The following is a 26,000-nucleotide window of genomic DNA, read 5'->3' on the forward strand; positions in this document are numbered from 1 at the left end:
TCCGTGGGGTGCGGACCTGCCTCGCCCGCCGCCCGCGCCGCGCTACCATCGCCCCATGCCCATGATTGCCGACGAAGCCCCCGCCCTGCCGCTGGATGCCCAGGGCATCCTGGAGCTGGCGGCGCGCTCCATGTTCCAGCTGTTCTCCAGCGTCAGCCAGGGCATGTTCCTGGTGGACCGCAGCGGGCGCATCGTGTGGGTGAACGAGGGGTACCAGCGCTTTCTGCCCGACCTGGGCTTTTCGTCGGTGGACCAGTTCGTGGGCCGCATGGTGGAGGAGGTCATTCCCAACACCCAGATGCGCCGCGTGCTCGACACGGGCCAGCCCGTGCTGATCGACCTGCTCACCAACAAGGCCGGCACGTTCGTGGTCAGCCGCATCCCGCTGCGCGACGACGCCGACCGCGTGATCGGCGCCATCGGCATCGTGCTGTTCGACCACCCGGAGACCACGCTGCAGCCGCTGATCAGCAAGTTCGCGCTCCTGCAGCGCGACCTGGACGACGCGCGCCGCGAGCTGGCCCGCCAGCGCAGCCGCACCCTGGCCGCGGCGGGCGAGGGCGAGCGGCGCGCCAAGTACACCTTTGCCAGCTTCATCGGCTCCAGCCCGGCCGCCGCCGAGGTCAAGCGCCAGGCGCGCCGCGCCGCGCAGTCGCAAAGCCCCGTGCTGCTGCTGGGCGAAACCGGCACCGGCAAGGAGCTGCTGGCCCACGCCATCCACGCCGCATCCAGCCGCGCGGGCGGCCCGTTCGTCAGCGTGAACATTGCCGCCGTGCCCGACACGCTGCTGGAGGCCGAGTTCTTTGGCGTGGCCCCGGGCGCCTACACCGGCGCCGACCGCAAGGGCCGCGACGGCAAGTTCAAGCTGGCCGACGGCGGCACGCTGTTCCTCGACGAAATCGGCGACATGCCGCAAAGCCTGCAGGCCAAGCTGCTGCGCGCGTTGCAGGAGGGCGAGATCGAGCCGCTGGGCAGCAACAAGCTCGTGCCCTTCAACGTGCGCATCCTGGCCGCCACCTCGCGCGACCTGGCCGCTCTGGTGCGCGAGGGCAAGTTCCGCGAAGACCTGTTCTACCGCCTGCACGTGCTGCCCGTGCGCGTGCCGCCGCTGCGGGCGCGCCGCAGCGACATCCCCGCGCTGGTGGAAGCGCTGGGCGAGGACCTGGCCCTGCGCAACGGCACGCCGCCGCCCGAGCTGCTGCCCGACGCCATGGCCCTGCTGGCCGGCCAGCCCTGGCGCGGCAACATCCGCGAACTGCGCAACGTGCTGGAGCAGGCCGTGATGCGCAGCGACTCGCAGTCCATCGACGCGGCGCAGCTCGAACGCATCCTGCGCGAGGCGGGCGTGGAGCCCGCCGCCCCGGCGCCCGTGCAAGACCCCGGCCCCGCCGCCGAGGCCGAGGACGAAAGCCGCTACCTGCGCCCTCTGGCCGATCAGGTCGCCGAACTGGAGCGCAAGGCCATCGCAGCGGCCATGAAGGCCCATGGCGGCAACAAATTGGCCACGGCCAGGCAGCTGGGCATCTCGCGGGCGACGCTGTACGGACGTCTGGAAAACCCTGAGTAAATTGCAGACATTTGTCTGAAACTTGGACAATTTATTTGTCTGAAATTTGTACGCTAATTGTGGCGGCGGCACTCGGCTGCCAATCAAATCAACCACTTACCTGTTGGCACAAACTGTGCGATATCCAGGCATCACTACAAGGAGACTCCGCATGCACCGTCGCACCCTGGTTGCCCTGGCCACCGCTGCTGTTACCGCCGCCACGCTTTCCGCTCCCGCGTTTGCCCAGGCGTCCGGCGAGATCCGCATCGCCCACATCTACAGCAAGACCGGTCCGCTGGAGGCCTACGGCAAGCAGACGCAGACGGGCCTGCTGATGGGCCTGAACTACGCCACCGGCGGCACCATGGCCGTGGGCGGCAAGAAGATTGTCGTGATCGAGAAGGACGACCAGGGCAAGCCCGACCTGGGCAAGAGCCTGCTGGCCTCCGCCTACTCGGACGACAAGGCCGACATCGCCGTGGGCCCCACCTCCAGCGGCGTGGCGCTGGCTCTGCTGCCGGTGGCCGAGGAGTACAAGAAGATCCTGCTGGTCGAGCCCGCCGTGGCCGACGCCATTACCGGCGACAAGTGGAACAAGTACATCTTCCGCACCGGCCGCAACAGCAGCCAGGACGCGATCTCCAATGCCGTGGCCATCGACAAGCCAGGCGTCACGGTGGCCACGCTGGCGCAGGACTATGCCTTCGGACGCGACGGCGTGAAAGCCTTCAAGGACGCGCTCAAGAGCGCCAAGCTTGTCCACGAGGAATACCTGCCCACCACCACCACCGACTTCACCGCCGGTGCCCAGCGCTTGATCGACAAGCTCAAGGACCAGCCCGGCCGCAAGATCATCTTCATCATCTGGGCCGGCGCGGGCAACCCGTTCAAGATCGCCGACCTGGACCTCAAGCGCTACGGCATCGAGATCGCCACTGGCGGCAACATCCTGCCGGCGATGTCGGCTTACAAGAACTTCCCCGGCATGGAAGGCGCCACCTACTACTACTTCGGCATCCCCAAGAACCCGGTGAACGAAGCCATGGTGGCCGCGCACTACAAGGAGTTCAAGGCACCGCCGGACTTCTTCACCGCCGGCGGCTTCAGCTCGGCCATGGCGCTGGTCACGGCCCTCAAGGCCACCAACGGGGACACCAACACCAACAAGCTCATCAAGACCATGGAAGGCATGAGCTTTGACACGCCCAAGGGCAAGATGACCTTCCGCAAGGAAGACCACCAAGCCTTGCAGAGCATGTACCACTTCAAGATCAAGGTGGACCCGGCCTTCGCCTGGGGCGTGCCCGAGCTGGTGCGCGAGATCAAGCCGGAAGAAATGAACGTGCCTATCCGCAACAAGCGGTAAGCCTCTTGCGTTGATTTGCGAGGCCTGGCCGGCGGGGCGCGAAAGCGTCCCGCCACGCTGGGTTCCTTTCGCGGGGGCGGCCGCCCCTTTTTTCTGCCAGTCCAAAGCATGAACCCCCGGCACCACACGGGGGCAGGTCGGTTTCGTTTCAAAAAACACCAGGAGACAGACACCATGGCTTTTGCATTCCTCCGGGCGGCCACCGCCAGCGCCGCACTGGCGCTCGTTTCCGCGATGGCGGCCCACGCCGCCGTCAACCTTCCCGCGCTCAAGATCGACAAGACCCAGACCACCGTGTCGGGCCTGTCGGCCGGCGGTTTCATGGCCGTGCAGCTGCACGTGGCGTACTCGGCCACCTTTGCCAAGGGCGCGGGCGTGGTGGCGGGCGGGCCGTTCTATTGCGCCGAAGGCTCCATCGTCAACGCCACCGGGCGCTGCATGGCCAGCCCCGCGGGCATCCCCACCAGCACGCTGGTGAGCACCACCAACACCTGGGCCAGCCAGGGCGCCATCGACCCGGTAGCCAACCTGCAGAACTCCAGGGTCTACCTGTTTTCGGGCACGCTCGACAGCGTGGTCAAGACCGGCGTGATGGACGCGCTGCGCACCTACTACGGCAGCTTCGTGCCCGCGGCCAACGTGGTCTACATGAAGGACATTGCGGCCGAGCACGCCATGGTGACGGACGACTACGGCAACGCGTGCTCCACCAAGGGCGCGCCCTACATCAGCAACTGCAACTTCGACCTGGCGGGCGCCATGCTGCAGCACCTGTACGGCCCGCTCAACGCGCGCAGCAGCGCCACGCTGCCCGCCGGCAACTTTGTCGAGTTCAACCAGGGGCAGTTCATCACCAACCACGGCATGGCCAGCACCGGCTGGGCCTACATCCCGCAGGCCTGCCAGGCGGGCGGCAGCGCCACCTGCAAGCTGCACGTGGTGCTGCACGGCTGCAAGCAGAACATCAGCGACGTGCAGCAGCAGTATGTGCGCAACACCGGCTACAACCGCTGGGCCGAGACCAACAACATCGTGATGCTCTACCCCCAGACCAGCACGGCGGCCACCAACAGCTGCTTTGACTGGTGGGGCTACGACAACGCCAACTACGCCAAGAAGTCCGGCCCGCAGATGGCCGCCATCAAGGCCATGGTGGACCAGATTTCGTCGGGCGGCGGCACCACCAACCCGCCCGACCCGGTGCTGCCCGCGCCCACCGGCGTGAGCACCTCGGGCGCCACCGCCAGCAGCATGGCCGTCGGCTGGAACGCCGTGAGCGGCGCGGCCAGCTACAACGTGTACCGCAACGGCAACAAGACCAACGCGCTGCCGGTCACGGGCACCAGCTTCACGGACACGGGCCTGGCAGCCTCCACCACCTACAGCTGGACGGTGCGCGCGGCCGATGCCAATGGCGCGGAAGGCGCCGCATCCGCCCCGGCCTCGGGCACCACGCTGGCTGCATCGGGCGGCGGCACGGGCACCTGCACCACCGCCAGCAACTATGCGCACACGCTGGCGGGCCGCGCGTATGCATACCTGGGCTTCGCGTACGCGCTGGGTTCCAATGAGGGCATGGGCTGGTGGAATGTGTTCACCACCACCACGCTCAAGCAGACCGGACCCAACTACTACGTCGTCGGCACTTGTTGAATATGTACAACCCCCTGAGTCGCTGCGCGCCTTCCCCCTTCTCTCGAATGGCTGCGCCATTCGGGAAGGGGGACACCGCCAGCGCGGCGGGGCGGCCCTTGCGCGGCGGTCGCTGGCCTCGGCCCCGCCAGTTGCAAGCGCTTCGAACCCAAAGATGACCACCGTGAAAGTGAAACACCACCCATGAGCACCTTGGCCACCAAGGACTTGACCATCCGCTTCGGCGGCCACGTGGCGGTCAATGGCGTGACCTGCTCCTTCGAGCCGGGCACGCTGACCGCCATCGTGGGCCCCAACGGCGCGGGCAAGACCACGTATTTCAATCTCATCTCGGGCCAGCTCAAGGCCACCAGCGGCAGCGTCACGCTGGGCGGGCAGGACCTCACGGGGCAGCCGCCCTCGGCCCGCACGCGCGCGGGCCTGGGCCGGGCGTTTCAGCTCACCAACCTCTTTCCCAACCTCAGCGTGCTGGAAAACGTGCGCCTGGCCGTGCAGGCCACGCAGGAGGGCAAGCACCGCCGCGGCCTGAACCTGTGGAGCATCTGGAGCGACCACCGTGCGCTGACCGAGCGGGCCGAATCCATCCTGCGCAGCGTGGCCATGTTCGAGCGGCGCGACACGCCCGTGGCCAGCCTGCCGCACGGCGACCAGCGCAAGCTGGAGGTGGCGTTGCTCATGGCGCTGGAGCCGCAGGTCTACATGTTCGACGAGCCCACGGCCGGCATGAGCCACGACGAGGCGCCCGTGATCCTGAACCTGATCCGCGAACTGAAGAAGGACAAGACCAAGATCATCCTGCTGGTGGAGCACAAGATGGACGTGGTGCGCGAGCTGGCCGACCGCATCATCGTGCTGACCAACGGCACGCTGGTGGCCGATGGCGTGCCCGCCGAGGTGATCGCATCGCCCGTGGTGCAAGAGGCCTACCTGGGCGTGAGCAAGGAGGCCGCAGCATGAGCACCACCACCACCAACCTGCTCGAACTCCGGGGCGTGCACACCCACATCGGCGCGTACCACATCCTGCACGGGGTGGACCTCGCGGTGCCCAAGGGCCAGCTCACCATGCTGCTGGGCCGCAACGGCGCGGGCAAGACGACCACGCTGCGCACCATCATGGGCCTGTGGCATGCCTCGCAGGGCTCCATCCACTTCGGTGGCAAAGACATCACCGCGATGAACACCCCGGCGATCGCAGGCCTGAACATCGCCTACGTGCCCGAGAACATGGGCATCTTTGCCGACCTCACGGTGAAGGAAAACATGCTGCTGGCCGCCCGCCGCGCCAGCCACGCCGCGCAGATGGACGAGGCGCGGCTGCAGTGGATCTTCCGCCTCTTCCCGGCCGTGGAGAAGTTCTGGAACCACCCGGCGGGCAAGCTCAGCGGCGGGCAAAAGCAGATGGTGGCCGTCAGCCGCGCCATCGTGGAGCCGCGCGACCTGCTCATCGTGGACGAGCCCAGCAAGGGCCTGGCGCCCGCCATCATCAACAACATGATCGATGCGTTCGACCAGCTCAAGAAGAGCGGCGTGACCATCCTGCTGGTCGAGCAGAACATCAACTTCGCCAAGCGCCTGGGCGACACCGTCGCCGTGATGGACAACGGCCAGGTGGTGCATGCGGGCAGCATGGCCGCGCTGGCCGAGGACGAAGCATTGCAGCGGTCGCTGCTGGGGCTGGCACTATGACACCGATTCTGAATTTCAAGCATTTTCGTGCTCTAGCGCTTGATGGTAAAGCGCGAGCAGCTATTAAAAGGATAGCATTCTGTGCCGCAGGCAAGGCCTGCAAGGGAGGCCTGGCATGAGCATGGCGCGCGACTTCGACTGGAAGCCCCTGGCGCTGGTGCCCGCGCTGGCGCTGCTGGTGCTGCCCTTCATCGGCTCGCCCAGCACCTGGCTCACGCTCACGGTGGCGGGGCTTGCCATGGGCATGATCGTGTTCATCATCGCCTCGGGCCTCACGCTCGTCTTCGGGCTGATGGACGTGCTGAACTTCGGCCACGGCGTGTTCATCGCGCTCGGTGCCTTCGTGGCCACCAGCGTGCTGGGTGCCATGGGCGACTACACGCAAAGCGCCGAGCTGTGGCGCAACCTGCTTGCCGTGCTGCCCGCCATGGTGGTGGCCATGGCCGTGGCGGGCGCCGTGGGCCTGGCGTTCGAGCGCTTCATCGTGCGGCCGGTGTACGGCCAGCACCTGAAGCAGATCCTCATCACCATGGGCGGCATGATCATTGGCGAGGAGTTCATCAAGGTCATCTGGGGCCCGGCCCAGATCCCGCTGCCGCTGCCCGAGGGCATGCGCGGCTCGCTGCTGGTGGGCGACGCCGCCATCGAGAAGTACCGCCTCATCGCCGTGGTGGTGGGCCTGGTGGTGTTCGGCGTGCTGGCCTGGACGCTGTCGCGCACCAAGGTCGGCCTGCTGATCCGCGCCGGCGTGCAGGACCGCGAGATGGTCGAGAGCCTGGGCTACCGCATCCGCCGCCTGTTCGTGGGCGTGTTCGTGGTGGGCTCGGCCCTGGCGGGGCTGGGCGGCGTGATGTGGGGGCTGTACCAGCAGAACGTGGTGCCGCAGATGGGCGCGCAGGTCAACGTGCTGATCTTCATTGTCATCATCATCGGCGGCCTGGGCAGCACGGGCGGCGCGCTCATCGGCGCGCTGCTGGTGGGGCTGATGGCCAACTACACCGGCTTCCTGGCGCCCAAGGTGGCGCTGTTCTCCAACATCGCGCTGATGGTGGCGATCCTGCTGTGGCGTCCCCAGGGCGTCTATCCAGTCGCGAACCGTTGAAGAGGAGCACCACAACATGCTGAACCGACTTCTCTCCGGCGACTACCCGCGCAGCAAGGTGCTGGCGGTGATCCTGGTGGCCATCCTGCTGGGCCTGGCCTTTGCGCCGTTCGTGTTTCCGGGCGTCAAGGCGTTGTCCGTGGCCGCCAAGGTGCTGATCTTCGTGGTGCTGGTGGCCAGCTTTGACCTGCTGCTGGGTTACACCGGCATCGTGAGCTTTGCGCACACCATGTTCTTTGGCATCGGGGCCTACGGCATCGCAGTGGCCACCACGCGCATGGGGCCCACGTGGTCGGCGCTGGCCGTGGGGCTGGGCGGCGCACTGGTGCTGTCGCTGCTGCTGTCGCTGGCCGTGGGGCTGTTCTCGCTGCGCGTGCGGGCCATCTTCTTCGCCATGATCACGCTGGCCGTGGCCGCCGCGTTCCAGACGCTGGCCTCGCAGCTGTCGGACATCACGGGCGGCGAGGACGGCCTGACCTTCAAGGTGCCCGAGATCCTCTCGCCCAGCTTCGAGCCGTTTGACGACCCGTTCCTGGGCGTCACCATCGACGGGCGCCTGATCTGCTACTACCTGCTGTTCGTCGCCGCCGTGGCGCTGGTGCTGGCGCTGCTGCGCATCGTGAACTCGCCCTTCGGCCGCGTGCTGCAGGCCATCCGCGAGAACGAGTTCCGCGCCGAGGCCATCGGCTACCGCGTGGTGGTGTACCGCACCACGTCCAGCGTGCTGTCGGCCCTGTTCGCCACCCTGGCGGGCGCCATGCTGGCGCTCTGGCTGCGCTACAACGGGCCGGACACCTCGCTCAGCTTCGAAATCATGATGGACTGCCTGCTCATCGTGGTGATCGGCGGCATGGGCACGATCTACGGCTCGGCCATCGGCGCCGTGCTGTTCCTGGTGGCGCAAAGCTACCTGCAAGACCTGCTGCGGCTGGGGCACGAGGCCACGGCCGGGCTGCCCTGGCTGTCCGCCGTGCTGTCGCCCGACCGCTGGCTGCTGTGGCTGGGCGTGCTGTTTGTTCTGTCGGTCTATTACTTCCCCACCGGTGTGGTGGGGCGCCTGCGCGCGGCAGCGGCGCGCAGGGCGGCCTGAGGGGGCGCGGGGACCGGCAGGACAAAAAGGAAGGAAGAGGGAGCAGGCGCGCACCGTTCACGCCAGAGGAACGGGCCGCCGTAGTCGCTGTGCATACACACGTCAAACGACAACAGGAGACAAGCACATGATGCCAATGAGCACCCCCGCGGGCCTGCGCCCGCTCCTTCCCGCCGCCCTGGCGGCCGCTGCGCTGGCGGCCTGCGGAGGCAGCGGCAGCGAGGGCCCCGCCCTCAACGCCAAGCCCGCCTTCCTGGGGGCCATCACCGAGACGACCTACGACGGCGCCACCGACGACCTGCTCACCGCGGGCCTGGGCGCCTCCGGCCTGGCGGCCGCCGTGCCGCCGCCGTATGCCGACCCCCTCAAGCCCACGGCCGCGGAACTGCGCCGCGCGGCCATCCATGCCAACTACCGCGCCATGCTCGACATGACGGCGGCCGGCGGCTACGGCCTGCTCTATGGTCCCAACGTGGACGCCCAGGGCAAGCCGGTGGCCGGGGAGGGCAAGGTGGCGGGCACCGAATACCTCGCCTTTGCGGACGATGGCTCGGGCCGCAAGAACGTGACGCTCATGGTGCAGGTGCCTGCCAGCTTCAACCCGCAGAAGCCGTGCATGATCACCGCCACGGCTTCAGGCTCGCGCGGCGTGTACGGCGGCATCTCCACAGGCGAATGGGGCCTCAAGCGCGGCTGTGCCGTGGCCTATTCCGACAAGGGCACGGGCGGCGCGCCGCACGACCTGCAAAACGACACCGTGCCGCTGATGGACGGCACGCGCACCACCGCGGCGGCCGCGGGCCGGCGCGCCGCCTTCAACGCCGGCCTCACGCCGGCCGAGCTGGCGGCATTCAACACGGCCACGCCGAACCGTTTCGCGTTCAAGCACGCACACTCGGGCCAGAACGCCGAGAAAGACTGGGGCACCACCACGCTGCAGGCGGTGGAGTTCGGCTACTACGTGCTCAACCAGCGCTATGGCGACACCAACGCCGCGGGCGAGCGCCTGAAGACGCTCACGCCGGCCAACACCATCGTCATTGCGTCCAGCATCTCCAACGGCGGCGGCGCTGCCATCGCGGCGGCCGAGCAGGACACGCGCGGGCTCATCAGTGGCGTGGCGGTGTCCGAGCCCGCCCTGGAGCTGCCCGCCAATCCGGGCGTCACCGTGCGCCGCGGCGCCGCCGAGGTGCCGGTGGTGGGCAAGACGCTGGTGGACTTCACCACCTACGCCAACCTGTACCAGGCGTGCGCTGCGCTGGCGCCCTCGGTGAGCGCCAGCCCCTATGCCGCCGCCTTCGCCACGGGCTTTGCCAGTGCGGCGCTGCCCATCGCCCCCAACCGCTGCGCGGCGCTGCGGGGGGCCGGCCTGCTGACCGCAGGCACGCTGGCCGGGCAGGCGGAGGAGGCGCTGCAGAAGCTGCAGGCCTATGGCTGGGAGCCCGAGTCCAACGACCTGCATGCATCGCTTGCGGCCTTCGAGGTGGCGCCCGCCGTGGCCGTGACCTTTGCCAACAGCCTGTCGCGCAGCAGCGTCAAGGACCACCTGTGCGGCTACAGCTATGCGGCGACAGCCACCAACGGCGCGGTGGAGCCGCTGGCCCCCGCGGCGCTGGCGGGCCTGTTTGCCACGGGCAACGGCGTGCCCCCCACGGGCGGCGTGCAGCTCATCAACAACCGGGGCAAGCTGGGCCCGGCCCGCGACTTCCTGTCGGTGTCCGAGTCCGGCCTGCCTGACTGGAACACGGCCGGCGCGCTGTGCCTGCGCCGCCTGGTTGCGGGCACGGACACAGCGGCCCGGCAGCTGCAGGCCGGCGTGGACGAGACCCGCCGCACCGGCAACCTGCGCGGCAAGCCCACGGTGATCGTGCATGGCCGGGCCGATGCGCTGCTGCCCGTGAGCCACACCTCCCGCCCCTACGCAGCGCTGAACCGCAAGGTGGAAGGGCCTGCCAGCAAGCTCAGCTACGTGGAGGTGACCAATGCCCAGCACTTCGACAGCTTCATGGGCCTGCCCACCGTGCTGCCGGGCTACGACACGCGCTACGTGCCGCTGCATGTGTACCTGAACCGCGCGCTCGACGCCGTGTACGACCACCTGGCCAACGGCAAGGCGCTGCCCGCAAGCCAGGTGGTGCGCACCGTGCCCCGCGGCGGCACGCCCGGCAGCGCGCCCGCCATCACGGCGGACAACGTGCCGCCCCTGGCCGCCACCCCCGCGCCGGGCAACGCCATCGCCGTCACGGCCGGGGCCATTGCCATCCCCGAGTAACCGCAGGGAGCTTTGCAACACGGCGCATTGCCACACCGCTCCATCGCTTCGGGCATGCACCAGGGCCACCGGCCCGGGTGCCGCCCCGGGGCCGCGGACCACACGACAAGGGACCCTACGGCATGGACAAATTCAAGGCATGGCGCCGCCGCATGGCGACGGCACTGGCGATGGCGTGGGCCGCCGCGCTGGCGCTGCCGCTGGCTGCGGCCGAGATCGTGGTGGGCCAGGTGGCGCCGCTGTCGGGCGTGCTGGCCAGCACCGGCGCGCAGATGGTGCTGGGCGGCAAGATCTACTTCGACTGGGTCAATGCCCAGGGCGGCATCCACGGCGCCGCGCTGCGCCTCGACGTGCTGGACGACGCTTACCAGGTGGCCGACACCGTCAAGCGCACCCGCGAGCTGCTGGCGCGGCCCGAGGTGGTGGCGCTCTACGGCTTTGCCGGCACGGCCAACATCACGCAGCTGCTGGCCGACGGCGTGCTGGAGCAGGGCGGCGCCGCACTGGTGGCGCCCTACACCGGCGGCGAGTCCCTGCGCAGCCCGTTCAACCCCTGGATCTTCCACGTGCGTGCGGGCTACGCCGACGAGGCCGAGCACATGGTGCAGCAGCTCACCACGCTGGGCATGAATCGCGTGGCTGTGATGTACCAGGACGACGGATTTGGCAAGGCGGGCCTGGCCGGGGTCGAGGCCGCGCTGGCCAAGCGCAACCTGAAGCTCGTGGCGGCTGCGGGCTACGAGCGCAACACCGACAAGGTGGACGAGGCGGTGAGGGCCATCCAGGGCGCGGACGTGCAGGCAGTGATCATGATTGCCGTGAACAAGCCTGCGGCGGCGTTCATCCAGCGCTACCGGGAGCAGGGCGGCGGCGCACAGCTCTACAACATCTCCGTGGTGGACCCCGCCGAGATCGTGAAGATCGCCGGCCTGAAGAACGCCCACGGCCTGGGCATCAGCCAGGTGGTGCCCTATCCCTACCGGCCGCAGCTGCCCGCCGTGCGCGAGTACCACGCGCTGCTCAAGAAATACGCGCCCGGCGCAGAGGTCAGCTACACCAGCTTCGAGCAGTTCCTGGGGGCCAAGGTGCTGGTGGAAGCGCTGCGCCGCGCCGGCCCGGCGCCGTCGCGGGCCAAGGTGGTCAAGGCGCTGGAGTCTTTGCAGAACTACGACCTGGGCGGCATCACGCTCGGGTATTCGCCCACCCACCGCGTGGGGTCGCGCTTTGTCGAGGTGACGGTCATTGGCAGCAATGGCCGCCTGATGAAGTAGCGGCCCCGGCCCTTGGTTTTCTCTTGTCTGTTGTTGTTCCCAAAAGGTTGCTCACATGGTACCCACATCGCGCTACGCCACTTGCGCCGGTTATGAGATCCACTACATGGAGTGGGGCGCGCCCGATGCTCCGGTGGTGATTGCCTGGCATGGCCTGGCGCGCACCGGGCGGGACATGGACGAACTGGCCGCGCACCTGGCCCCACGCTACCGCGTGATCTGCCCCGACACCCTGGGCCGCGGGCTGAGCCAGTGGGCCCGGGACCCGGCTGCGGAATACCAGCTGGCGTTCTATGCCCGCATCGCCGCAGAGCTGTTTGACCGGCTGGGCATCGAGCGGGCGCACTGGGTGGGCACCTCCATGGGCGGCGCCATTGGTACCGTGTGCGCCTCGGGCCTGTTCCAGCCGCAGCTCAAGGAGCGCATCACCAGCCTGGTGCTCAACGACAACGCGCCGTGCCTGGCCGAGGCGGCCTTGCAGCGCATCCGCTCGTACGCCGGCGCACCGCCCGCGTTCGACACCGTGCTGGAGCTGGAGGCCTTCTTCCGGCAGGTGTACCAGCCCTACGGGTGGCTGAGCGACGCCCAGTGGCGGCGCCTGACCGAGACCTCCACCCGCCGCCTGCCGGACGGCCGCGTGACGCCCCATTACGACCCGGCCATGGTGCAGCAATTCACCATGCACGCCAACGACTACCTGATCTGGGACCATTACGACGCGCTGGACATTCCCGTGCTGTGCCTGCGCGGCGAGCAGTCCGACCTGGTGCTGCGCGAAACGACCGCCGAGATGCTCACGCGCGGCCCCGGCCTGCGTGGCCTGGCCCGGGTGGTGGAAGTGCCGGGCTGCGGCCACGCGCCCGCGCTGAACGTGCCCGAGCACTACGCGTTGATCGATGCCGCATTGCACGGTGCGCAGGTGCGGGCCGGCACAATCGGGGGCTGAACGGCCGCAGCCGGGCGCTGTGATCCCAGACTGCTTCCTGCAGCCGCACCGGCGCCTTGGTGATCACGAGCGGCGGGCCTTGTGCGTTGTGGGGGGTGAACTGTTCTGCGGCCGACCCAGGTCGTCGGTCTGTGCCGGCGCACGCCGCCAAGCAGCCGCCACAGCCACCGCCAGCAACATCACCACGGTGCTGCCCACCGCCGCCACCAACCCTTGGCCCGGCGCCGTGGCCACCAGAAAGTTGAAGGCCGTGTGCCACACCGCTACCAGCAACACGCTGCGGCCCTGGAAATACAGCCACGCCAGCACCAGCGAGCCGGCGGTCAACCCCAGCGCCCACCCCAGCAAGGCCGGGCCCAGCAGGGCCGCCATGCTCGTGTTCAGCACGAACAGCGGCGCATGCCACAGCAGCCAGATGCCCGCCACCGCCAGGGCTGCCCGCAGCCGCGAGCGCCCCTGCGCCAGGCGCGGCAGCGCAAAGCCGCGCCACCCGCCTTCCTCCCCCAGGCCGTTGAGCAGCAGCGCCACCACGGCGGCCACGCCCAGCGAAGGGGCTTGGGGAATGCCCGGATAGGTGTTGAAGTCCCGCAGCGATGGCAGGGGGTGGCCGAAGGCTGCCAGTGCCGCGAAGATCAGCGCCCCCAGCAGCAGCGGCGAGAGCGCTAGCAGGGCCGAGCGCCAACGCGGCACCGGCAGGCGGACGCAGCTGCGCAGCAGGCGCACGAGTCCGGGCATGCCCTCCGCCAGTGCCGTGACCACCAGCGCAGCCAGAAACGGCCCGCACAGGCCCGGCAGGTGCGTGGCGCTGGAGCCGGGGCCCACCCGCTCGCCGCGCGCCAGCAAGGCCAGCCAATACCCCCACGAGAACGCAAAGGCGAGCACACAGTAGAGCAGCAGCGCATGCCGCTGGGCAAACCGCGCCAGGGGGCGCGGGGCTGCAGGGTTGGCAGTGGAAGGGCGCATGGCAGGGCAGGTTGGGGCGGCGGGGCCGGACGGAAGATCATGCCAGCGGCGCGCGACGGCCGGGTGGCAGCGCCGGCGCAGTGCCTCGGGCGCCCTGCCGTGCGTGGTTGGGGGCCGATGTAGGACTGGCTCGGCACAGGCACGCGGCGCAGGCCCACCTGCGGGCGTCTTTCTGCGACGGAGCATGCGCATTTTGCAAGGAGCCTTGCCATGCAACCGACCTCTCGCCGACCCCTTGCAGTGGTCACCGGTGCCTCTTCGGGCATCGGCTATTACCTCGCCCTGCGCTGCGCCGCGCAGGGCTTTGACCTGGTGGTGGCTGCAGACCGCCCGCTGGACGACGTGGCCGAGGACTTTCGCATCCAGGGGGCGCAGGTCACGGCCGTCCCTGCGGACCTGGCCAGCCCCTCGGGCGTGAACGACCTGTGCCAGGCCATCGGCAACCGCCCGGTGGACGCGCTGCTGGCCAATGCCGGGCACGGCCTGGGCAAGGGCTTTCTGGAGCAGGACTTCAACGACGTGCGCCACGTCATCGACACCCATGTCACCGGCACCTTGTACCTGCTGCACCGCGTGGTGCCCGGCATGCGCAGCCGCGGCGCGGGGCGTGTGCTCATCACCGGCTCCATCGCCGGCTTCATGCCTGGCAGCTTCCAGGCCGTGTACAACGGCACCAAGGCTTTCATCGACTCGTTTGCCGCGGCGCTGCGCAACGAACTCAAGGACACCGGCGTCACCGTCACCTGCCTCATGCCCGGCCCCACGGATACCGAATTCTTTGCCCGCGCCCAGATGCTCGACACCCAGGTCGGCGCGGACGACCACAAGGCCGACCCGGCCCAGGTGGCCCAGGCCGGGTTCGACGCCATGATGGACAGCGAGGCCGACGTGGTGGCCGGCCTGAAGAACAAGCTGCAGGTGGCCCTGGCCAAGGTTACTCCGTCGCAGGTGCTGGCCGAGCAGCACCGCAAGATGGCGGAACCCGGGTCGGCCAACGATTGATGCAGGCGGCACACCGGTGCGGCCCGCCGGCTCACCGCACAGATGCTATGGTTTTGATACTGCCTGCGCTTGCCCAGCAGGCGCTAGCGGCCGATTTTGCATGGAAGAGCAGTGGGCCCCGTCAAATCGCAGGGTAGGCGCCGGTGCCCCCGGGCCATGCCGTCAGCACCTCGAAGCCATCAGGGGTCACCGCCACCATGTGCTCCCACTGGGCGGAGAGGGAGCGGTCCTTGGTCACCACCGTCCAGCCATCGGCCAGCTCCTTGGTCTCGCGCTGGCCGGCGTTCAGCATGGGCTCGATGGTGAAGACCATGCCCGGCTCCAGCCGCAGCCCCTGGCCGCGCCGGCCGTAGTGCAGCACCTGCGGCGCGTCGTGGTACACGGTGCCGATTCCGTGGCCGCAGTATTCGCGCACCACGCTGAAGTTCTCGCGCTGCGCCACCGTGGCAATCGCGTGGCCCACATCGCCCAGCGTGGCGCCGGGCCTCACGGCGCGGATGCCCGCGCACAGCGCCTCGTACGTGGTGCGCACCAGCCGCTGGGCCAGCACGCTGGGCGCGCCCACGCAGAACATGCGGCTGGTGTCGCCATACCAGCCGTCTTTTTCCACGGCCACGTCGATGTTCACGATGTCGCCCTTCTTCAGCGTTTGCTGGGGCGAGGGAATGCCATGGCACACCACATGGTTCACCGAGGTCAGCACCGTCTTGGGGTAGCCCAGGTAGCCCACGTTGGCGGGCCGCGCGCCCTGCACGTTCACTATGTGGTCGCGGCAGAGATCGTCCAGTGCCTCGGTGGTCACGCCCGGCACCACATGCGGCTCGATCATGGCCAGCACCTCGGCGGCCAGTTGCGCTGCCCGCCGCGCCATCACCAGTTCTTCGGCCGAGCGGATCGGCACGCCACGGTCAGCGCGCGCCATCAGTGCGGCTGCTTTCTGGCGCGTGCGGTGGGGGCGACGGCTGCAGCCTTGCTGCCGAGCCCGCCCTGCGTCGCCAGCGCCACATCCAGCCCACCCGCCAGCTCGGCCCGCACCAGCATCTGGCAAATCTCGCGGTGGTCCAGGTCGGGGTACAGCTCGGCCAGCATGCCGACACGCATCCAGTGCTCGGCCTGGGCGTTGATGGAACGGCTCAATGCCGTGCTGGCAAGACGCAGGTTTTCGTGCATCTGGTCGGAAATCTTGACAATGCCCATGGCTCTCAATTTATATGAAACGTATATGTATTGTATGCGTTTCATTGCGCAGGGGGTGGCATTGTCTGCCGCTGCGGCCTGGCCGCCCGGCCCGTTCGTCCGAGCGCGGCCGCTGTCCGGAACTGTCGAGTGCTGGGGCGCAATGCCCCTGCGCTCAAGGCCGGACGGTCAATTCATCGTGGATGGAGTGAGCACCTTGCGCGGCTCGCGCCGCAGTGATGACGGCTTCCATTTGTGCGCGACTTGCCACGGTGCCCGCAAGCCGAACGTCTCCCTTGGTGGTGACGACTGTGATGTCGCCATCCCCCAGGTCGGGGACCTTGCCCAGTGCCGTTTTGACATGGGTGGTGGTGTCGGCGTCCGAAACATGGGCGGTGGTGTCGGACGCCTGTGCGAGCGCGGTTGCCGAAGGCTCGGGTGGGCTGCAGGCGGTCAGCGCAGCAGCACAGGAGGTGGACCACAGGAGGATGGAGTAGAGGTTTTTCATGGAGTGCTTTCGAGGGGGGGGCGAAGGGCTGCGACGCCGCCGGGCTGTGGTCTTCTGGAGGGAGGGGCGGTCAGGTCATGTGGCGCGGCACTGTCTGGGCTGCTGACAGCTGCGGATCGCCTGGGTGTTGTTCCAGTGCGTAGGGCACGGTCAGAAAGGCCACGGTGAAGACGACAAACAGGGTGGCAGCAACGGTCCGTGCAATCGGTACGAGAAAGCTCTTGAGGTCGGAATTCATGATGGCTCCTGTAACGGCTGAGGGTTGAAGGGCAAGGCCGGCCAGCCGTTTCCTGCCTTGGGATGCCATGTTGCCGGGGTGAGGCTGAACACAGGCTGAACAGCCGTTGCCGCGGTGGATGAGCGCCGTTGTGCAAGGTGCTCGCACGCGCTTCGGCGCAGCGCGGTGCCGGGAACTGCGCCCGCAGCCGGGTGCGCCGCTGGGGCTGAGGACGCGGGGCACTCAATGCGAGTGCTGGTGGTGTATGTCGGGGTAGTGGGGGTGCCTGTGGCGCAGGGCCGTGTGCCGGTGCCAGTGCACGTGGGGTGCCGTGGTGTCCACCCCGGGGTCGTGCGCGTGCTGGTGGTGCTCGTCATGCGCGTGGGCATGTGCGTGCTCCAGCGGCTCATGGGTGTGCTCGTGCGCGTGGTCCTCGGTCAGGTGCAGCCACACGCCCCACCCCATGAGCGCGCAGGACATCCAGAATGCCGGACTGGCGGCTTCTCCGAGCAGCAGCAGCGACACGGCTGCTCCAATGAACGGTGCCGTCGAGAAGTAGGCCCCGGTCCGCGCGGCGCCCAGTCCCCGCAGGGCCAGCACAAAGAGGACGAGGCTGATGCCGTAGCCCGTCATCAGCCAATCCCGAACTTCCTGATCCGGTAAGCCATCGTAGCCCGGCTGATCCCCAGCAGCCGCGCCGCCAGCGCCACATTGCCGCCCGCGCTCTGCAGCGCCTGACGCAGCATCTGCGCTTCCGCCTGGTGCAGCGGCACCACCACCGGTGCAGCGGCTGGCGAGGGCGCCGCACCGGCCTTGGCTGCGGCGGGCGTTCGCGATGCGCGCATTCCCGCACCCGTTGACGCTTGCGCGTGCAGCGTGCCCCTGCCGTTGCCCTGCAGGTTCAGCGACATCAACCCGCCGCCGCTTTGCTCACCGCCCGCAAACAGATGGTGGGGCTCCAGGGGCTCGCCATCCGTCGCCAGAATCACCGCCCGCTCGATCAGGTTCTGCAGCTCGCGGATATTGCCCGGGAAGGTGTAGTGAAACATCGCTTTCACCGCCGCCTGGCTGAAGCCGGGCACCTGCCGCTGGTGCTTGCGCTGGTAGTGAGCCAGGAAGTGGCTCATCAGCAGCGGAATGTCGTCGCGCCGCTCGCGCAGCGGCGGCAAGTGGATGGGGAAGACGTTGAGGCGGTAGAACAAGTCTTCGCGGAAAGTGCCCTCGCGCACGGCCTGGCGCAGGTCCACGTTGGTGGCGGCCACCAGGCGCACGTCCACGCGCACGGTGCGGGTGCCGCCCACGCGCTCCACCTCGCCTTCTTGCAGTGCGCGCAGCAGCTTGCCCTGGGCCACCAGGCTGAGGGTGCCGATCTCATCGAGGAAGAGGGTGCCGCCGTGGGCGCGCTCGAACCGGCCGGGGCGGGAGTTACCTGCGCCGGTGTAGGCACCGCGCTCCACGCCGAAGAGTTCGCTCTCCACCAGCGTCTCGGGGATGGCCGCGCAGTTGACGGCCACGAAGGGCTGGCTGCTGCGCGGGCTGATGCGGTGGAGCATGCTGGCGAACATCTCCTTGCCCACGCCCGATTCGCCGGTGAACAGCACGGTGGCATTGGTGGGGGCCACGCGCTGCAGCATGTGGCAGGCAGCGTTGAAGGCGGATGAGGCGCCCACCATGGTGGAATGGGTTGCGGCTTCGGCAGGGTGATCGGCGGCGCGGGCCGTGGTCGGCGTCTTGCCCGGCGGCATGCCCAGGTAGGTGGTGCGGCGCGCCTTGCCGCCGGGCATGTTGGCCAGCTCCGCGGGCGGGGTGCCCACGAAGTCCTGCGCGTTCAGGTAGAACAGGTCTTGCGCGGGGTCGTCCCAGCGCTCGGCCGATTTGCCCACCACGCGGCAGTGCGCCGCGCCGGACGACCGGCACTCCACCTCGCGGAACACCACCATGCGGCCGAACAAGGTACTCACGTAGCCGGTGGCGTAGCCCACCTGCATCCAGCACGCGGGCGAGCCGCCCACACCGTAGGCGGCGATGTGCTCGTCGTCTTCGCTGGAGTTGTGCCAGATGAACTCGCCGTCGTAGTCGCCCCGCTCGGCGTCGTAGCGGACATGTACCACCTCCACCTGTACCACGCCCTCCAGCGCATGCAGGCGGGTGCCGGCGATGGCGGCGGCCTGGGGCTCGGCGCCGGGCCACTGCTGGCGCACCAGGCGGGCGTCGCGCGCACCGCTCACGTAGCCGGCGCGGGTGAGCAGGCCGCGCGCCTTGTCCAGGCCGATGCTGTCGATCAGCTCGCGCCGCAACGCGCCCAGGGCTTCGGCGTGCAGCAGCACCATGCGCTGGTCTTGCAGCCAGATGCGGCCGTCGCCGGGCGAGAAGAACAGGCATTCGCTGATGTCCGCCACGGTGGGGTGGGCGTGCTGGCTGATGCCCTGCGTGTCAAACCCGCCCAAGGCGTGGGGCGGAGGGGCAGGTGTGGTGCCCAGCAGGGTCTGGCCCAGGCCAATGGCCGTGCGGTTCAGGTCGGCCAGGGAGATGCGGCGTTTGGGCATGGGTGGTCGTTCACCAGAAATTCAGCAAAAAGTGATCATTTGATCAATTGCTGCATGTGCATTTGATGATGGATAGTAACTATTCGGCCGCCAAAAGTCGCCCAGGCCAGCGGGGGGAGTGACTAGGGAAAGTCCGTAGCGCCTCCTCTGAAAACCACCTGCGTTTGCCCGCTTGGGCGGGCTTCGGCCAGCCCGGCTGGTACGCGCGTTGCAAAAAAGGAGGTCACTCAAGACCAACCAAGGAGCAACGCAAATGGGAATGTCAGAAAAACCGGGCCTGCTGGACCACCGCCTGTGGGCGGGCAAGGCCTTTGATGGCGCGTGGCAAACCACGCTGAGCGGCGAGCGCAACGTCACCGAGCCCGCCACCGGCCAGGTGCTGGGCACCGTGGGCATTGCCAGCGCGGCCGACATGCAGGCCGCCATCGGCCGTGCGGCCCAGGCGCAGGCTGCGTGGGCAGCCACGGGGCCGCGCGAGCGCGCCGCCGTGTTCCACCGCGCCGCCAGCATGTTTGAGCAGCACTTTGATGAGCTGGCCCTGCACATTGCCCGCGAGACCGGCGGCATCCTGCCCAAAGGCCAGCACGAGGTGCGCGAGGCCATCACGCTGTGCCACCTGGCGGCCGGCCTGCCCCTGCAGGCCCAGGGCCAGGTGCTGCCCAGCACACCCGGGCGCCTGTCGATTGCGCGGCGCGTGCCGCACGGGGTGGTGGGCGTGATCTCGCCGTTCAACTTTCCGCTCATCCTGGGCCTGCGCTCGGTGGCGCCCGCGCTGGCGCTGGGCAATGCCGTGGTGCTCAAGCCCGACACGCGCACGCCGGTCAGTGGCGGCTTCATGATGGCCCGGGTGTTTGAAGAGGCCGGCCTGCCCAAGGGCTTGCTGCAGGTGGTGCCGGGCGACGCCGAGGCGGGCGAGGCCCTGGTGGTGGACGCGCGCGTGCCCATGATCGCCTTCACCGGCTCGCCCACAGTGGGCCGCCGCATTGGCGCGCTGGCGGGCCAGCACCTCAAGAAGGTGTCGTTGGAGCTGGGCGGGGCCAACAACCTCATCATCCTGGAAGACGCCGACCTGGACGCCGCCGCCAGCGCCGCCGCGTTTGGAGCGTGGTTCCACCAGGGGCAGATCTGCATGGCGTCCAACCGCATCCTGGTGCACGAATCGATTGCCGAGGCCATCCTGCAGCGCCTGGTGGGCAAGGCCGCGCACCTGCCCGTGGGCGACGGCGCCAGCGGCCAGGTGGCCCTGGGGCCGATGATCGACGCCAAGCAGCTGCAGCGCTTTGACAGCGTCATCAAGGACAGCGTGGCCCAGGGCGCCACGCTGGAGGCGGGCGGCACGCACGAGGGCCTTCGCTACAAGCCCACCGTGCTCTCCGGCGTCAAGCCCGGCGTGCGTTCGTTTGACGAAGAGCCCTTCGGCCCCGTGGCCAACCTCGTCACCTTCCGCACCGACGACGAGGCCGTGCAGTTGGCCAACACCAGCCAGGGCGGCCTGGCCGCCGCCGTCATCAGCCCCAACGTGGGCCGCGCCCTCGCCCTGGGCCAGCGCCTGCGTGCCGGCATGGTGCACATCAACGACCAGACGGTGAACGACGAATGCACTAACCCCTTTGGCGGGCCGGGCCTGGGCGGCAACGGCAGCAGCGTGGGCGGGCCTGCGGACATTGACGAATACACGCAGTGGCAGTGGATCACCGTCAAAGACACCGTGCCCGCGTTTCCTTTTTGACAGAGCAACAACCTCCCGTTCGGCCTGAGCTTGTCGAAGGCAGGGCGGGTGTGTTGCCTCGGCTTCGACAGGCTGAGCACGAACGGATTTCGAGTGGTGAGAGAAACCAGCGCATGCCCCCGCCCGCTCACGCTGAGCTTGTCGAAGCGCCGCACCGGCGTCATGCCCCGGCTTCGACAGGCTCAGCCCGAACGGTTGGGGGTTGCGGGAGGCGGCGCAGGCGTTCCGGCCTGCTCGTCCCGGAGCGCCCCCCATTCGTTCACGCTGAGCTTGTCGAAGCGCCGCCCACCACCCTAAGACCACACAACATTTTCTGGAGACAACCCCCATGACCCTTCACAACAAAACCATCATCGTCACCGGCTGCTGCTCCGGCATCGGCGCAGACTTCGCCAAGCTCGCCCGCCTGCAAGGCGCCCGCGTGATCGGCGTGGACCGCAATGCCCCTACGCTCACGCTCGACGGCTTTGTGCAGGTGGACCTGGGCGACCCAGCCGCCATCGATGCCGCTGTGGCGCAACTGCCCGCGCAGGTGGACGCGCTGGCCAACATTGCCGGCGTGCCGGGCACGGCGCCCGCCGACCTGGTGGGCCGCGTCAACTACCTGGGCCTGCGCCACTTCACGCACCGCGTGCTGGATCGCATGGGCGAGGGCGGCGCCATCGTCAACATTGCGTCCATCCTGGGCGCCGAATGGCCGCAGCGCCTGGAACAGCACCGCGCCCTGGGCGCCACCACCAGCTTTGAAGAAGGCGCGCAGTGGCTGGCCAGGAACCCTGTGCCGCAGGAGACCTGCTACCAGTACTTCAAAGAAGCGCTGATCGTGTGGACGCTCACCCAGTCGCAAAAGATCTTCATGGAGCGCGGCGTGCGCATGAACTGCGTGGCCCCCGGCCCGGTGTTCACGCCCATCCTGGGCGACTTTGTGCAGATGCTGGGCCAGGAGCGGGTGGAGAAAGACGCCCACCGCATGAAGCGCCCCGCTTTCAGCGACGAGGTGGCGCCGGTGATTGCCTTCCTGTGCAGCGATGCCGCGCGGTGGGTCAGCGGCATCAACCTGCCAGTGGACGGCGGGCTGGCGTCTACCTATCTGTAGCAGGGCCGACGCGCCAGCCTGTTGGAAGCGGCCTATCCCAGCTGCTCCATGGTGCGCGGGTCTTTCTGCCCGCCAAAGTACTTTTGCAGCACCGCTTCAAACACGCTGCCCGGCCCCGCCGCCTCGCCAAACAGCGTCATGCAAGAGCGCAGCTTGAGGTCGTCTGGCGTGCCGAACACCTCCAACGCAGAAGACGTCTCCAGGCCCAGCAGGACCTGGCAGCACTCGCGCAGGCGCCCGGCCAGCACCGGGTGCGCCAGGTACGCCTGCGCCTCGGCCCGCGACTGGATGGCGTAGCGCTGCGCCATGTCGCTGTGCCCCAGCCCCTTGATCTGCGGGAACACAAACCACATCCAGTGCGTGCGCTTGCGGCCCGCCCGCAGCTCGGCCACCACGCGGGGCCAGACGGGCTCCTGGGCTTGCAGAAAACGGTCGAGGACAGGAGGCAGGGGCATGCTGGATTACTGGGTTTGGTGCCTGCGAATTTCAAACACCGTTCGGGCTGAGCTTGTCGAAGCCTCGCGCGGCGTTTCGACATCAGGTGACGAGCGGGCTGAGAACATGGTGACTGCGAAACCCAGGCGCGGCAAGCACTGAATGAGGAGCGGCGAGGGCACCGTGCTGAACGCGACAAAACGGTGATGCGCAAACCCCACACCCCGTGCCAGAATGAACCGATGAGCACCTCCACCTCCTCCTTCCAGTCCAACGCAGACGGCACGCGGGTGACCACCTACACCTGGGCCCAAACTCCCGGCCAACCCGTGGGCGCCGTGCAAATCTCCCACGGCCTGGCCGAGCACGGCGAGCGCTACGACCGCTTTGCGCGGGCCCTGAACGCCGCCGGCTTCATCGTCCACGCCGTGGACCACCGCGGCCACGGCCGCACCGCTGGCGGCAAGCTGGGCGACTTTGGCGCCGCAGGGTTCGACGGCCTCATTGCCGACGTAGCCCAGTTCGGCGCACTGCTACGCGCGCAGCACGGCAGCAATAACAACAACCTGCCGCTCTTCCTCTTCGGCCACTCCATGGGCTCGTTCGCCGCGCAGGCGGCCATCCTGGACCACTCGTCCAGCTGGTCCGGCGTCATCCTGTCAGGCTCCACCGCCCTCGACCTGTTCGCCGCCGGCATGGCCAACGCCCCGGCCGACGCGCCCGCCGGGCTTGCGGCGTTCAACGCGGGGTTTGAACACCGCACCGGCTACGAATGGCTGTCGCGCGATGCGGCAGAGGTAGATGCCTACGTGGCCGACCCGTGGTGCGGCTGGGACGTGCCGGAGGACGTGATCCCCGCGCTCTTCGCGCCTGCACCGAAGCTGGCAGACCCCGCGCAACTCGCGCGCATCCGCAGCGACCTGCCCATCCTGATCGCGTCCGGCGACGCAGATCCGCTGGCCGCTGGCGGGGCTTTGATTGAGCAACTGGGGCAGCGGTATCGGGATGCGGGTGTGGCCGATGTGACGGTCAAGCTGTACCCGGGGGCGCGGCATGAAATCTTGAATGAGACGAATCGGGAGGAAGTGACGGGGGATGTTGTGGCGTGGCTGCGGAGGTATGTGGCCGTGGCTTGGTCGCCTCTCGATGCGGGCGTGGCGATCTAATCGACTGCCTGTTATGGGCTGATCTGAGTCATTCGCCGCGAGCAGGCTGGGGCGGCTGCGACGATCAGCACCGGCCCATCGAGGGGCAGCGGCGCGTATGGCCGAACCACCTCCGAAATTTGCCTCTTGACAGATGGCGCGCACGATCCAATTTTGAGTGGCCGGTCCGACATGAGACGACTGGGCGGATCCGCGCTTGTTCTGACGTGCGGCCATGCAATTCACTGCACTCGGCCGAGCACAAAAGAAGCTCCTAATCAACTACCCTATGCGGTTCATGGAGGAATCACCCAATGGTTGAAGCGCAGAAGGCCCGGCAGGATCTGACGGTCAAGGGCGAATCGGTCGAGCGAATCTTTGGCAACTACCAAGCTTGGCGGTACATCGTCAACCGCCGCTACCAACGCAAGCTAGTCTGGACGCTTGACGAAAAGAGACGCTTCATCGATTCGATCATCAGTGGGTATCCTGTGCCGATCGTACTGCTGGCAGAGCGAAAAATGGTAGCCGGCCCAAGCCAGTTTGAGATCATCGATGGCATGCAGCGCCTCAACGCCGTATTTGGGTTCATCGAGAACGAATACGCTGTCAACGGCTGTTTTTTCGATCTGAATACTATGGCGGAAACGAAGGCACTGCTCGACGCGGGCAAGCTTCAGCAGCGCGAGCCGGTGCTTGCGCGCGATGCCTGTGTGCGGGTTGCTGCGTACACAGTTCCACTGTCGATCTACGAGTTCGCCGGCGATGGGGAAGTGGATGAGGTGTTTCGCCGAATTAACTCGGGTGGCCGGAAGCTGTCTCGGCAAGAACTGCGGATCGCCGGTTCAACCGGCCACTTTGCCCAAGCTGTTCGATTCATTGCCGCTAAGGTTCGTGGCGACGTTTCAGCGTCCGACGAGCTTCCCCTCAATGAGATGAAGAAAATCTCGATTACGAACCGCGAACTGCCCTACGGCATCAACGTTGATGAGGTGTTCTGGATTAAGCAGGGTGTACTCACTAAGGAGCAGGTCCGGGAGTCTCGCGATGAGGAAATCATCGCCGACATCCTCGCTTTCATGCTACTGGAGCCCAAGCCGCCATCACGCAGCGAGGTGCTGGACGACTTCTTCGGCTATGGCGAGGGCGAAGGCCCACAGCAACGGCATGAGCAGATTGAACTGGCCACGCAGAAGGTCACAACCGAGGTAGCTACGGCCGACTTCCAACGTGTGCTGGATCAACTGAAAGTCACGTTGAATCGGGCCGAACGCACCCTCGGACAACTGCTTCTTGGCGAGCAACCACCAAGGGCGCCGCGGTATTTTCAGGTCGTTTTCCTGGCGTTGCACAAGCTAATGGTGGTGGGAAACCAGGAAGTTGTTGATCAAGACCAGCTCATTAAGCTGCTCGACGGTAGCGGAGCCAAAATCCAGGTGCCCGAGGGTGGCCGTTGGGGTTCTGAAGACCGAACTAATCTAGTGAACGGTGCGGCTGGCATGTACGGCGCAGCTTTTGGTCCGTCGAAGGCCTATGACCCGGCACAGGTTCGGTGGATCACGCAGATGGAGAACATCCTGACGCAGTCGTACACCGAGCAGGCAGCGTACGACTTCAAGCAGGGGTTCCTTCGTCTTGATGGCAAGCATGGCTTCGACGAGGACAGCTTCGACAAGATCTTGAAGACGTTGGCTGGCATTGCCAATATCCGCAAGGGTGTGCGCGGCTATGTCCTAGTAGGCGTAGCGGATGCTGAAGCTGACGCAATGCGCGTGACGCAGCTTTACGGGGTCGACGCCAAGCCATTCGAACGTTTCTTTATCACGGGTGTGGAACACGAAGCCAAGGCGCTGGGTCGATCGCTAGACGCTCTCTTCATGGAGCTAACCACTCGAATCAAGAACTCTGCGCTATCCGAGCCGCTGAAAGACTACGTGGCACGAAACGTCAAGTCGGTTCGCTACTACGACAAAACCGTCTTCGTGTTTGAGGCTCAAGCGCAGGAGGAGCCATCGAACTTCAACGGCGTGTTCTTCGTCCGGCACGGCAACAAGTTGGCCGAGGTGGCAACGGCCCAGTACGGCGAGTTGTTCAAGAGGTTCCTCGCGGGTATGTAGGCAGTTTGACTGACTTAGTTCGATCGCTCTTCCATTCAAGCCCCGGCAGTCCCCGGCGAAACCTTCGGTGAACTAGGTTCGGAAGGACCGCCATGCCAATACCAGCGCGTAGCGTCTCGGATTTTTTCT

The 26,000-nt window shown here is 67.5% G+C and carries 22 protein-coding genes and 1 pseudogene; 15 read left to right on the plus strand and 8 right to left on the minus strand.

From position 1 onward, the window contains the following. The first annotated feature begins 55 nt into the window (after nt 1-55). From ACOYR3_RS09165 to ACOYR3_RS09210, 10 genes are all read left to right on the plus strand, one after another. A complete protein-coding gene (locus ACOYR3_RS09165; protein ID WP_422846136.1) occupies nt 56-1,567 on the plus strand; it encodes a sigma-54 interaction domain-containing protein in 1,512 nt (503 codons plus the stop codon). 151 nt (nt 1,568-1,718) lie between these two features. After that, on the plus strand, nt 1,719-2,915 hold the full coding sequence (locus tag ACOYR3_RS09170; protein WP_422846137.1) for a substrate-binding domain-containing protein: 1,197 nt from the start codon (nt 1,719-1,721) through the stop codon (nt 2,913-2,915). A 174-nt stretch (nt 2,916-3,089) separates the two neighbouring features. Beyond that, nucleotides 3,090-4,568, plus strand: a complete 1,479-nt coding sequence (locus ACOYR3_RS09175) for a fibronectin type III domain-containing protein (RefSeq protein WP_422846138.1) — start codon at nt 3,090-3,092, stop codon at nt 4,566-4,568. Between the two features lie 183 nt (nt 4,569-4,751). Beyond that, the gene (locus tag ACOYR3_RS09180; RefSeq protein WP_422846139.1) at nt 4,752-5,525 is read left to right on the plus strand and encodes an ABC transporter ATP-binding protein; all 774 of its coding nucleotides are present in this window, start codon (nt 4,752-4,754) and stop codon (nt 5,523-5,525) included. After that, entirely contained in the window at nt 5,522-6,256 is a 735-nt protein-coding gene (locus tag ACOYR3_RS09185) for an ABC transporter ATP-binding protein (RefSeq protein WP_422846140.1), read from the plus strand. The genes ACOYR3_RS09180 and ACOYR3_RS09185 overlap by 4 nt, the downstream gene beginning before the upstream one ends. 115 nt (nt 6,257-6,371) lie before the next feature. Beyond that, the gene (locus ACOYR3_RS09190; RefSeq protein WP_422846141.1) at nt 6,372-7,358 is read left to right on the plus strand and encodes a branched-chain amino acid ABC transporter permease; all 987 of its coding nucleotides are present in this window, start codon (nt 6,372-6,374) and stop codon (nt 7,356-7,358) included. A 16-nt stretch (nt 7,359-7,374) separates the two neighbouring features. Beyond that, nucleotides 7,375-8,448, plus strand: coding sequence for a branched-chain amino acid ABC transporter permease (locus ACOYR3_RS09195; RefSeq protein ID WP_422846142.1), 1,074 nt, complete (start codon nt 7,375-7,377; stop codon nt 8,446-8,448). Nucleotides 8,449-8,578: 130 nt separating this feature from the next. Further along, nucleotides 8,579-10,720 (plus strand): D-(-)-3-hydroxybutyrate oligomer hydrolase, encoded by a 2,142-nt coding sequence (locus tag ACOYR3_RS09200; protein WP_422846557.1) that lies wholly within the window; start codon nt 8,579-8,581, stop codon nt 10,718-10,720. Nucleotides 10,721-10,842: 122 nt separating this feature from the next. Continuing rightward, a complete protein-coding gene (locus ACOYR3_RS09205) occupies nt 10,843-11,991 on the plus strand; it encodes an ABC transporter substrate-binding protein (protein WP_422846143.1) in 1,149 nt (382 codons plus the stop codon). A 55-nt stretch (nt 11,992-12,046) separates the two neighbouring features. Beyond that, complete coding sequence (locus ACOYR3_RS09210) at nt 12,047-12,937, plus strand: alpha/beta fold hydrolase (protein WP_422846144.1); 891 nt, start codon at nt 12,047-12,049, stop codon at nt 12,935-12,937. 63 nt (nt 12,938-13,000) lie between these two features. On the opposite strand, the gene ACOYR3_RS09215 is transcribed toward ACOYR3_RS09210, so the two are convergent. Then, nucleotides 13,001-13,900 (minus strand): CPBP family intramembrane glutamic endopeptidase, encoded by a 900-nt coding sequence (locus ACOYR3_RS09215; RefSeq protein ID WP_422846145.1) that lies wholly within the window; start codon nt 13,898-13,900, stop codon nt 13,001-13,003. A gap of 210 nt (nt 13,901-14,110) precedes the next feature. On the opposite strand from ACOYR3_RS09215, the gene ACOYR3_RS09220 reads away from it, so the two are divergent. Continuing rightward, complete coding sequence (locus ACOYR3_RS09220) at nt 14,111-14,902, plus strand: SDR family NAD(P)-dependent oxidoreductase (protein WP_422846146.1); 792 nt, start codon at nt 14,111-14,113, stop codon at nt 14,900-14,902. Nucleotides 14,903-15,023: 121 nt separating this feature from the next. Here ACOYR3_RS09220 and map read toward each other — a convergent pair whose 3' ends face one another. The 6 genes and pseudogenes from map to ACOYR3_RS09250 all read right to left on the minus strand — a co-directional run bounded on the left by map (nt 15,024) and on the right by ACOYR3_RS09250 (nt 19,349). Beyond that, nucleotides 15,024-15,824 (minus strand): type I methionyl aminopeptidase, encoded by an 801-nt coding sequence (map, locus tag ACOYR3_RS09225; protein ID WP_422846147.1) that lies wholly within the window; start codon nt 15,822-15,824, stop codon nt 15,024-15,026. Further along, nucleotides 15,824-16,099, minus strand: coding sequence for a ParD-like family protein (locus ACOYR3_RS09230; protein WP_422846148.1), 276 nt, complete (start codon nt 16,097-16,099; stop codon nt 15,824-15,826). Before ACOYR3_RS09230 ends, map begins: the two co-directional genes overlap by 1 nt. A gap of 154 nt (nt 16,100-16,253) precedes the next feature. Beyond that, the gene (locus tag ACOYR3_RS09235) at nt 16,254-16,586 is read right to left on the minus strand and encodes a BON domain-containing protein (RefSeq protein ID WP_422846149.1); all 333 of its coding nucleotides are present in this window, start codon (nt 16,584-16,586) and stop codon (nt 16,254-16,256) included. 70 nt (nt 16,587-16,656) lie between these two features. Next, nucleotides 16,657-16,824 carry a hypothetical protein gene (locus ACOYR3_RS09240; RefSeq protein WP_291484859.1) on the minus strand — a complete coding sequence of 56 codons (168 nt, stop codon included), beginning with the start codon at nt 16,822-16,824 and terminating at the stop codon, nt 16,657-16,659. Between the two features lie 222 nt (nt 16,825-17,046). Beyond that, nucleotides 17,047-17,430, minus strand: a pseudogene (locus ACOYR3_RS09245) (EamA/RhaT family transporter); the annotation flags it as partial. A gap of 5 nt (nt 17,431-17,435) precedes the next feature. Continuing rightward, nucleotides 17,436-19,349: a sigma 54-interacting transcriptional regulator gene (locus tag ACOYR3_RS09250; RefSeq protein ID WP_422846150.1), complete on the minus strand. Its 1,914-nt coding sequence runs from the start codon at nt 19,347-19,349 to the stop codon at nt 17,436-17,438. Between the two features lie 253 nt (nt 19,350-19,602). Here ACOYR3_RS09250 and ACOYR3_RS09255 point away from each other — a divergent pair, with 253 nt between their 5' ends. Further along, on the plus strand, nt 19,603-21,078 hold the full coding sequence (locus tag ACOYR3_RS09255) for a benzaldehyde dehydrogenase (protein WP_422846151.1): 1,476 nt from the start codon (nt 19,603-19,605) through the stop codon (nt 21,076-21,078). A gap of 328 nt (nt 21,079-21,406) precedes the next feature. Further along, nucleotides 21,407-22,174: a coniferyl-alcohol dehydrogenase gene (locus ACOYR3_RS09260; protein WP_422846152.1), complete on the plus strand. Its 768-nt coding sequence runs from the start codon at nt 21,407-21,409 to the stop codon at nt 22,172-22,174. A gap of 32 nt (nt 22,175-22,206) precedes the next feature. Here the strand turns inward: ACOYR3_RS09260 and ACOYR3_RS09265 are convergent, their stop codons facing one another. After that, nucleotides 22,207-22,629, minus strand: coding sequence for a DUF1810 domain-containing protein (locus ACOYR3_RS09265; protein ID WP_422846153.1), 423 nt, complete (start codon nt 22,627-22,629; stop codon nt 22,207-22,209). A gap of 222 nt (nt 22,630-22,851) precedes the next feature. Here ACOYR3_RS09265 and ACOYR3_RS09270 point away from each other — a divergent pair, with 222 nt between their 5' ends. Together ACOYR3_RS09270 and ACOYR3_RS09275 are read left to right on the plus strand one after the other, a co-directional pair. Beyond that, nucleotides 22,852-23,775 carry a lysophospholipase gene (locus ACOYR3_RS09270; protein WP_422846154.1) on the plus strand — a complete coding sequence of 308 codons (924 nt, stop codon included), beginning with the start codon at nt 22,852-22,854 and terminating at the stop codon, nt 23,773-23,775. Between the two features lie 293 nt (nt 23,776-24,068). After that, complete coding sequence (locus ACOYR3_RS09275; RefSeq protein WP_422846155.1) at nt 24,069-25,871, plus strand: GmrSD restriction endonuclease domain-containing protein; 1,803 nt, start codon at nt 24,069-24,071, stop codon at nt 25,869-25,871. Nucleotides 25,872-26,000: the final 129 nt, after the last annotated feature.

The organism is Acidovorax sp. M2(2025) (genome assembly GCF_049330835.1).
In the GTDB taxonomy this organism is placed as follows: Bacteria; Pseudomonadota; Gammaproteobacteria; order Burkholderiales; family Burkholderiaceae_C; genus Acidovorax.